At 71.4% G+C, this 7,426-nt stretch carries 3 protein-coding genes and 1 pseudogene; all 4 read left to right on the top strand.

What is annotated here, in order from left to right:
* The first annotated feature begins 149 nt into the window (after window positions 1–149).
* Window positions 150–653, top strand: a complete 504-nt coding sequence (locus tag DMH12_RS35860) for a DUF6912 family protein (protein ID WP_125495488.1) — start codon at window positions 150–152, stop codon at window positions 651–653.
* Between the two features lie 46 nt (window positions 654–699).
* Window positions 700–1,371 carry an HAD family hydrolase gene (locus DMH12_RS35855; protein WP_125495487.1) on the top strand — a complete coding sequence of 224 codons (672 nt, stop codon included), beginning with the start codon at window positions 700–702 and terminating at the stop codon, window positions 1,369–1,371.
* A gap of 458 nt (window positions 1,372–1,829) precedes the next feature.
* Window positions 1,830–6,776 (top strand): NAD-glutamate dehydrogenase, encoded by a 4,947-nt coding sequence (locus DMH12_RS35850; protein ID WP_125495486.1) that lies wholly within the window; start codon window positions 1,830–1,832, stop codon window positions 6,774–6,776.
* 113 nt (window positions 6,777–6,889) lie between these two features.
* Window positions 6,890–7,426 (top strand): annotated as a pseudogene (locus DMH12_RS35845) (hypothetical protein); the annotation flags it as partial.

Raw genomic sequence — 7,426 nt, 5'->3', positions numbered from 1 at the left:
GGGCGGGTGAATTTCGGGCCGGGGGTGGACGCCCGGGGCGTCACGGGTGGGAACTCGAAAGGGGACACCCGCACGTATCCTGAAGACCCCTCCGGGGCTCCACCGGGGCTCCTCGGACCCGAAGCCCCCGACCCGAAAGCGGCGGTCTCATGCGCGTCTACGTCCCCCTGACCCTGTCCGGCCTCGCCGAGGCGCACCGGGCCGGAGAGCTGGGGGCCGGGCCGCTCCCCGCCCACGCCGTCACGCCGGCGCTGCGCGAGTGGTACCAGTCGGACGACGTCGAGGAGCTGGAGTACGCCGCCCTGGGCCGGGCCGCCCAGGCCTCACTGCGCCTGCTCGCCGCCGCCCCGGGGCCCCAGTGGCACCGGGTCGTGGTCGCCGTCGACGTACCCGACGGCGCCGTCTCGGCCGACCCGGACCGGGCGCCCGACGGCGCGGTGCGGGTGGCCGGTCCGTTGCCGCTGGCCAAGGTGGCCTCGGTGCACGTCGACTCCGGCGACGCGGAGGCGGACGTGACCGCCGCGGCCCGGGCCCTCGCGGCGGCGGACGCCGGGGACGACGACGCCCGGTCCGTGGTGGACGGCGCCGAGGACCACGAGCTGCTCTGGTACGCCACGCAGGAGATCCCCGGCCTGCTGGAACCCGGGCGCTGACCCGGCGGCCTGCCGATTGTCAGTGGCGGCGGGTACTTTTTCGGGCATGGGGATGCAGACAGGGGCGCACATCGTCTGGGACTGGAACGGGACGCTGTTCCACGACAACGACGCGATCATCGGGGCGACGAACGCCGCCTTCGCCGAGCTGGGCATGGCGCCGATCACGATGGAGCAGTACCGGGCGCTGTACTGCGTGCCCGTGCCGAAGTTCTACGAGCGGCTGCTGGGCCGCCTGCCCACGGAGGCCGAGTGGGTGGTCATGGACGCCACCTTCCACCGGCACTACACCCGGCACCGGGCGGCGTGCGCCCTCACCGAGGGGGCGGCCGAACTGCTCGCGGGCTGGGGCGCGGCGGGGCGGAGCCAGTCGATCCTGAGCATGTACGGCCACGAGGAGCTGGTCCCCCTGGTCCAGGGGTTCGGGATCGAGGCGCACTTCATACGCGTCGACGGGCGGACCGGGCCGTCCGGGGGCAGCAAGGCGGAGCACATGGTGCGGCATCTCGAGGAGCTGGCCGTCTCCGGGGTGAAGCCCGCCCGGACGGTCGTGATCGGGGACGCCGCGGACGACGCGGTCGCCGCGCGGTACGTGGGCGCGGGAGCGGTGCTGTACACCGGGGGATCGCACAGCCGGGCCAGCCTGGAGGGCGTCGGGGTGCCCGTGGTCGACACGCTGGCGGAGGCCGTGGCGGAGGCGGAGCGGCTGGCCGCGTGAGTCCGTGGCCGCCGTCGGGCCCGCGTGCGCAGCTGTGCGGAACGTCCAAGTTACGGGCATGGTTTTGTACACATGCGGCTCGTGACGAGGGGCCCGTCGGGGGCGATAGCCTGGTGGCGTGATCAGCGCGATAGTTCGCGGGGGCACAGGTGCCCCTGCCCTGCGCCCGGTACGCACGGACCACATCCGTGTCCGGGCGGCGGTCGCTGGTCCTCGCGAGCGGGACGGGGCGCCACAGGCTCCCCGCACGACGCCGCGCACACCCCGGACGGTGACGGCGAGAGCGATGTCACACCCGGTCGGTGCGGCGACATTGGCCGATATGCCCCCGCTCCTCTCATCTTGCGGCATAGCGTCGGAGCAGACCGGACACCCCGCGTCTCGACGTCGTGCCGGAAGGCAGGAGACCGTACTTTCTTCTACGTCACGCAACGGCGCGCGACAGGAGCCAGAGGACAATGCAGACCAAGCTGGACGAAGCCAAGGCCGAGCTGCTCGAAAGGGCTGCGCGGGTAGCTGAGAACAGCCCGGTCGGGGGGCACCTACCGACTGGGACGACGGACAAGGGCAAGCCGGACACCCCGGCCCCGGACCACGCATCCGTGTTCGCGTTCCTCCGGCGCTACTACCGGCACACCGCTCCGGAGGACCTGGCCGACCGCGACCCGGTCGACGTCTTCGGCGGCGCCGTCTCGCACTACCGGCTGGCCGAGAACCGCCCGCAGGGCACGGCGAACGTGCGGGTGCACACCCCGACGGTCGAGGAGAACGGCTGGACGTGCAGCCACTCCGTCGTCGAGGTGGTCACCGACGACATGCCCTTCCTCGTCGACTCCGTGACCAACGAGCTGACCCGTCAGGGCCGCGGCATCCACGTCGTCGTCCACCCGCAGATCGTGGTGCGCCGCGATGTCGCCGGCAAGCTCGTGGAGGTGCTCGACGGCCGGCCCACCGCCGACCTCCCGCACGACGCGCACGTCGAGTCCTGGATCCACGTCGAGTTCGACCGCGAGACCGACCGCGGCGACCTCAAGCAGATCACCGCCGACCTGCTGCGCGTCCTCAACGACGTCCGCGAGACCGTCGAGGACTGGGGCAAGATGCGGGACGCCGCCGTCCGCATCGCGGAGGGGCTGCCCGCCGAGCACACCCCCGGCGATCTTCCCCCGCGTGAGCTGGAGGAGGCCCGCGAGCTGCTGCGCTGGCTGGCCGACGACCACTTCACCTTCCTCGGCTACCGCGAGTACGAGCTGCGCGAGGACGACTCACTCGCCGCCGTCGCCGGCACCGGCCTGGGCATCCTGCGCTCCGACCCGCACCACGAGACCGACGAGAGCCACCCCGTCAGCCCCTCCTTCGAGCGGCTGCCGGCCGACGCCCGGGCCAAGGCGCGCGAGCACCGGCTGCTGGTGCTGACCAAGGCGAACAGCCGGGCCACCGTGCACCGGCCCTCGTACCTCGACTACGTCGGCGTCAAGAAGTTCGACGAGAACGGCGACGTCGTCGGCGAGCGGCGCTTCCTCGGTCTGTTCTCCTCCGCCGCGTACACCGAGTCCGTCCGCCGGGTGCCGGTCGTGCGGCGCAAGGTGGAGGAGGTACTGGAGCGCGCCGGGTTCTCGCCCAACAGCCACGACGGCCGGGACCTGCTCCAGATCCTGGAGACGTACCCGCGCGACGAGATGTTCCAGATGCCCGTCGAGGAGCTGGAGCCGATCGTCACCTCGGTGCTCTACCTGCAGGAGCGCCGCCGCCTGCGGCTCTACCTGCGCCAGGACGAATACGGCCGCTACTACTCCGCGCTCGTCTACCTCCCGCGCGACCGCTACACCACCGGCGTCCGGCTGCGGATCATCGACATCCTCAAGGAGGAACTGGGCGGCACCAGCGTCGACTTCACCGCCTGGAACACCGAGTCGATCCTGTCCCGGCTGCACTTCGTCGTCCGGGTCCCGCAGGGCACCGAGCTGCCGCAGCTCTCCGACGCCGACAGGGAGCGCATCGAGGCCCGCCTGGTCGAGGCCGCCCGGTCCTGGGCCGACGGATTCGGCGAGGCGCTGACCGCCGAGGTCGGCGAGGAGCGCGCCGCCGAGCTGCTGCGGCACTACGGGGGTGCCTTCCCCGAGGGCTACAAGGCCGACCACGGCCCGCGATCCGCGGTCGCCGACCTCGGCCACCTGGAGCGCCTCGACGAGCAGAACACCTTCGCGCTGAGCCTCTACGAGCCGGTCGGCGCCGGCCCGGAGGAACGGCGGTTCAAGATCTACCAGAAGGGCGGCACGGTCTCCCTGTCCGCCGTCCTCCCGGTGCTCAGCCGGCTCGGCGTCGAGGTGACCGACGAGCGGCCCTACGAGCTGCGCTGCGCCGACCGCACGACGGCCTGGATCTACGACTTCGGCCTGCGGATGCCGAAGTCGGTGGCCGGCGGCGCCGACTACCTCGGCGACGACGCCCGCGAGCGCTTCCAGGACGCCTTCGCCGCCACCTGGAACGCCCAGGCGGAGAATGACGGCTTCAACGCCCTCGTGCTCAGCGCCGGACTGACCTGGCGCCAGGCCATGGTGCTGCGGGCGTACGCCAAGTACCTTCGGCAGGCGGGCTCCACGTTCAGCCAGGACTACATGGAGGACACCCTCCGCAACAACGTCCACACCACGCGGCTGCTCATCTCCCTGTTCGAGGCGCGGATGGCCCCCGAGCGCCAGCGCGCCGGGCGGGAGATCGTCGACGCCCTGCTCGAAGAGGTCGACGCGGCCCTCGACCAGGTGGCGAGCCTCGACGAGGACCGGATCCTGCGGTCCTTCCTCACCGTGATCAAGGCGACGCTGCGCACCAACTTCTTCCAGGAGGCGGCGGGCGGCAAGCCGCACGACTACGTCTCCATGAAGTTCGACCCGCAGGCCATCCCCGACCTGCCCGCGCCGCGCCCGGCGTTCGAGATCTGGGTGTACTCGCCGCGTGTCGAGGGCGTGCACCTGCGGTTCGGCAAGGTCGCGCGCGGCGGTCTGCGCTGGTCGGACCGCCGGGAGGACTTCCGCACCGAGATCCTCGGCCTGGTCAAGGCGCAGATGGTGAAGAACACCGTCATCGTGCCGGTCGGCGCCAAGGGCGGCTTCGTCGCCAAGCAGCTGCCCGACCCGGCCGTCGACCGCGACGCCTGGATGGCCGAGGGCATCGCCAGCTACAAGACCTTCATCTCGGCGCTGCTCGACATCACCGACAACATGGTGGCAGGCGAGGTCGTGCACCCGGCGGACGTCGTCCGGCACGACGAGGACGACACCTACCTCGTGGTCGCCGCCGACAAGGGCACCGCCAAGTTCTCGGACATCGCCAACGAGGTCGCCGAGTCCTACAACTTCTGGCTCGGCGACGCCTTCGCGTCCGGCGGCTCCGCGGGCTACGACCACAAGGGCATGGGCATCACCGCCCGCGGCGCCTGGGAGTCCGTCAAGCGGCACTTCCTGGAGCTGGGCGTGGACACCCAGACCCAGGACTTCACGGTCGTCGGCATCGGTGACATGTCCGGCGACGTGTTCGGCAACGGCATGCTGCTCAGTGAGCACATCCGCCTGGTCGCCGCCTTCGACCACCGGCACATCTTCATCGACCCGAACCCGGACGCGGCCACCTCGTACGCCGAGCGCCGCCGCCTGTTCGACCTGCCGCGCTCGTCGTGGGAGGACTACGACACCGGGCTGCTCTCGGCCGGCGGCGGCATCTTCCCGCGCACCGCCAAGTCGATCCCGGTCAACGCGCACCTGCGCGAGGCCCTCGGCATCGAGGCCCGCGTCACCAAGATGACCCCGGCCGACCTGATGAAGGCGATCCTCTCGGCCCCGGTCGACCTGCTGTGGAACGGCGGCATCGGCACCTACGTCAAGGCCTCCACGGAGTCCAACGCGGACGTCGGCGACAAGGCCAACGACGCCATCCGCGTCGACGGCGGTGACCTGCGCGCCCAGGTCGTCGGCGAGGGCGGCAACCTGGGCCTGACCCAGCTGGGCCGGATCGAGTTCGCCCGCACCGGCGGCAAGATCAACACCGACGCCATCGACAACAGCGCGGGCGTGGACACCTCCGACCACGAGGTGAACATCAAGATCCTGCTCACCGGCCTGGTCAAGGACGGTGACATGACGGTCAAGCAGCGCAACAAGCTGCTCGCCCAGATGACCGACGAGGTCGGCGCGCTGGTCCTGCGCAACAACTACGCGCAGAACACGGCGATCGCCAACGCGCTCGCCCAGTCCAACGACATGCTCCACGCCCAGCAGCGCTTCATGCGCCATCTGGTCCGGGACGGGCATCTCGACCGGGCGCTGGAGTTCCTGCCCACCGACCGGCAGATCCGCGAGCGCCTCCAGAGCGGCCAGGGCCTGACCGGCCCGGAGACGGCCGTGCTGCTGGCGTACACGAAGATCACGGTCGCCGAGGAGCTGCTGCACACCTCGCTGCCCGACGACCCGTACCTCAAGGGCCTGCTGCACGCCTACTTCCCGACGGCGCTGCGCGAGCAGTTCCTCGACCGGATCGACAGCCACCCGCTGCGTCGGGAGATCACGACGACCGTCCTGGTCAACGACACGGTCAACACGGGCGGTACGACGTATCTGCACCGGATGCGCGAGGAGACCGGCGCGTCGCTGGAGGAGATCGTGCGGGCGCAGACCGCGGCCCGGGCGATCTTCCGCTCCTCCTCGGTGTGGGACGCGGTGGAGGCCCTGGACACCAAGGTCGACGCCGCGGTGCAGACCCGGATCCGGCTGCACTCGCGCCGCCTGGTCGAGCGCGGCACCCGCTGGCTGCTCAACAACCGGCCGCAGCCGCTGGAGCTGGCCGAGACGGTGGAGTTCTTCGCCGAGCGCGTCGAGCAGGTCTGGTCGCAGCTGCCGAAGCTGCTGCGCGGCGCGGACGCGGAGTGGTACCAGCGCATCTTCGACGAGCTGACCGACGCCGGCGTGCCGGACGAGACGGCCACCCGGGTGGCCGGGTTCTCCTCGGCCTTCCCGACGCTGGACATCGTGTCGGTGGCCGACCGCATGGGCAAGGAGTCGCTGGAGGTCGCCGAGGTGTACTACGACCTCGCCGACCGGCTGGGCGTCACCCAGCTGATGGACCGGATCAGCGATCTGCCCCGCACCGACCGCTGGCAGTCCATGGCCCGCGCGGCGATCCGAGAGGACCTGTACGCGGCCCACGCCTCGCTCACCGCCGACGTCCTGGCGGCGGGCAACGGCACGTCCACGCCGGAGCAGCGGTTCAAGGCGTGGGAGCAGAAGAACGCGGCGATCCTCGGCCGGGCGCGGACCACGCTGGAGGAGATCCAGGGTTCGGACGCGTTCGACCTGTCCAACCTGTCGGTGGCGATGCGGACGATGCGGACGCTGCTGCGCACGCACGCGTGACGGTGTAGCCGCCCGGACAGGGCCTGACGAGCGCCCCGGGTCTTGACGGCCCGGGGCGCCTTTGTGTCCCGTTCATTCCTTATTCATGCGTCTTGTGTGGATAAAGTGACGGCGTGACCGGGCGTTCCGCATTGACGCGCACCGCGCTGCCGCGAGCGGGGGCGGTCCTCGTCCTCCTGCTGCTGGTCCTGGTGGTGGTCCGGCTGCCCTGGATCGGCGACCTGGGCATGCACGCCGCCACCCTCGAACGCCTGCGGCACGACCTCCTCCACCCCGGCAACCCGCTGGTCGACGCGGACACGCCGAGCCCGTACTACACGCCGTGGACGGTGCCGCTGGGCTGGGTGGCCGGGGTGAGCGGGTTCTCCGTCTTCACCGTGCTGCGGATCGGGGCGGTGGTGGCGCTCGCGGTGCTGGTCACGGGGGTGTGGCGGTACGCCCGCACGCTGAGCGCGCGCCCGTCGGTGCCCCCGCTGGCGCTGCTGTGCCTGGTGCTGCTGTGGGGGACGACCGAGTTCAGCTGGAGCGGCTTCCTCGGGCTGCACTCCCTCGCGCTGACGGTGGCGTACCCGAGTGTGTTCGCCCTCGGGCTGGCATTTCACCTGTGGGCGTGGCTCGCGCGGGCGGACGGGTGGGGGTGCTGGCTGGGG

The sequence above is a fragment of the Streptomyces sp. WAC 04229 genome, from assembly GCF_003947455.1.
GTDB lineage: Bacteria > Actinomycetota > Actinomycetes > Streptomycetales > Streptomycetaceae > Streptomyces.
This window is presented reverse-complemented; position numbering and strand designations above follow the sequence as displayed.

Excerpts from the sequence above, each read along its gene's own strand:
- DMH12_RS35860 (WP_125495488.1), top strand. The coding sequence starts at position 150 with ATGCGCGTCTACGTCCCCCTGACCCTGTCCGGCCTCGCCGAGGCGCAC.
- DMH12_RS35855 (WP_125495487.1), top strand. The coding sequence starts at position 700 with ATGGGGATGCAGACAGGGGCGCACATCGTCTGGGACTGGAACGGGACG.
- DMH12_RS35850 (WP_125495486.1), top strand. The coding sequence starts at position 1,830 with ATGCAGACCAAGCTGGACGAAGCCAAGGCCGAGCTGCTCGAAAGGGCT.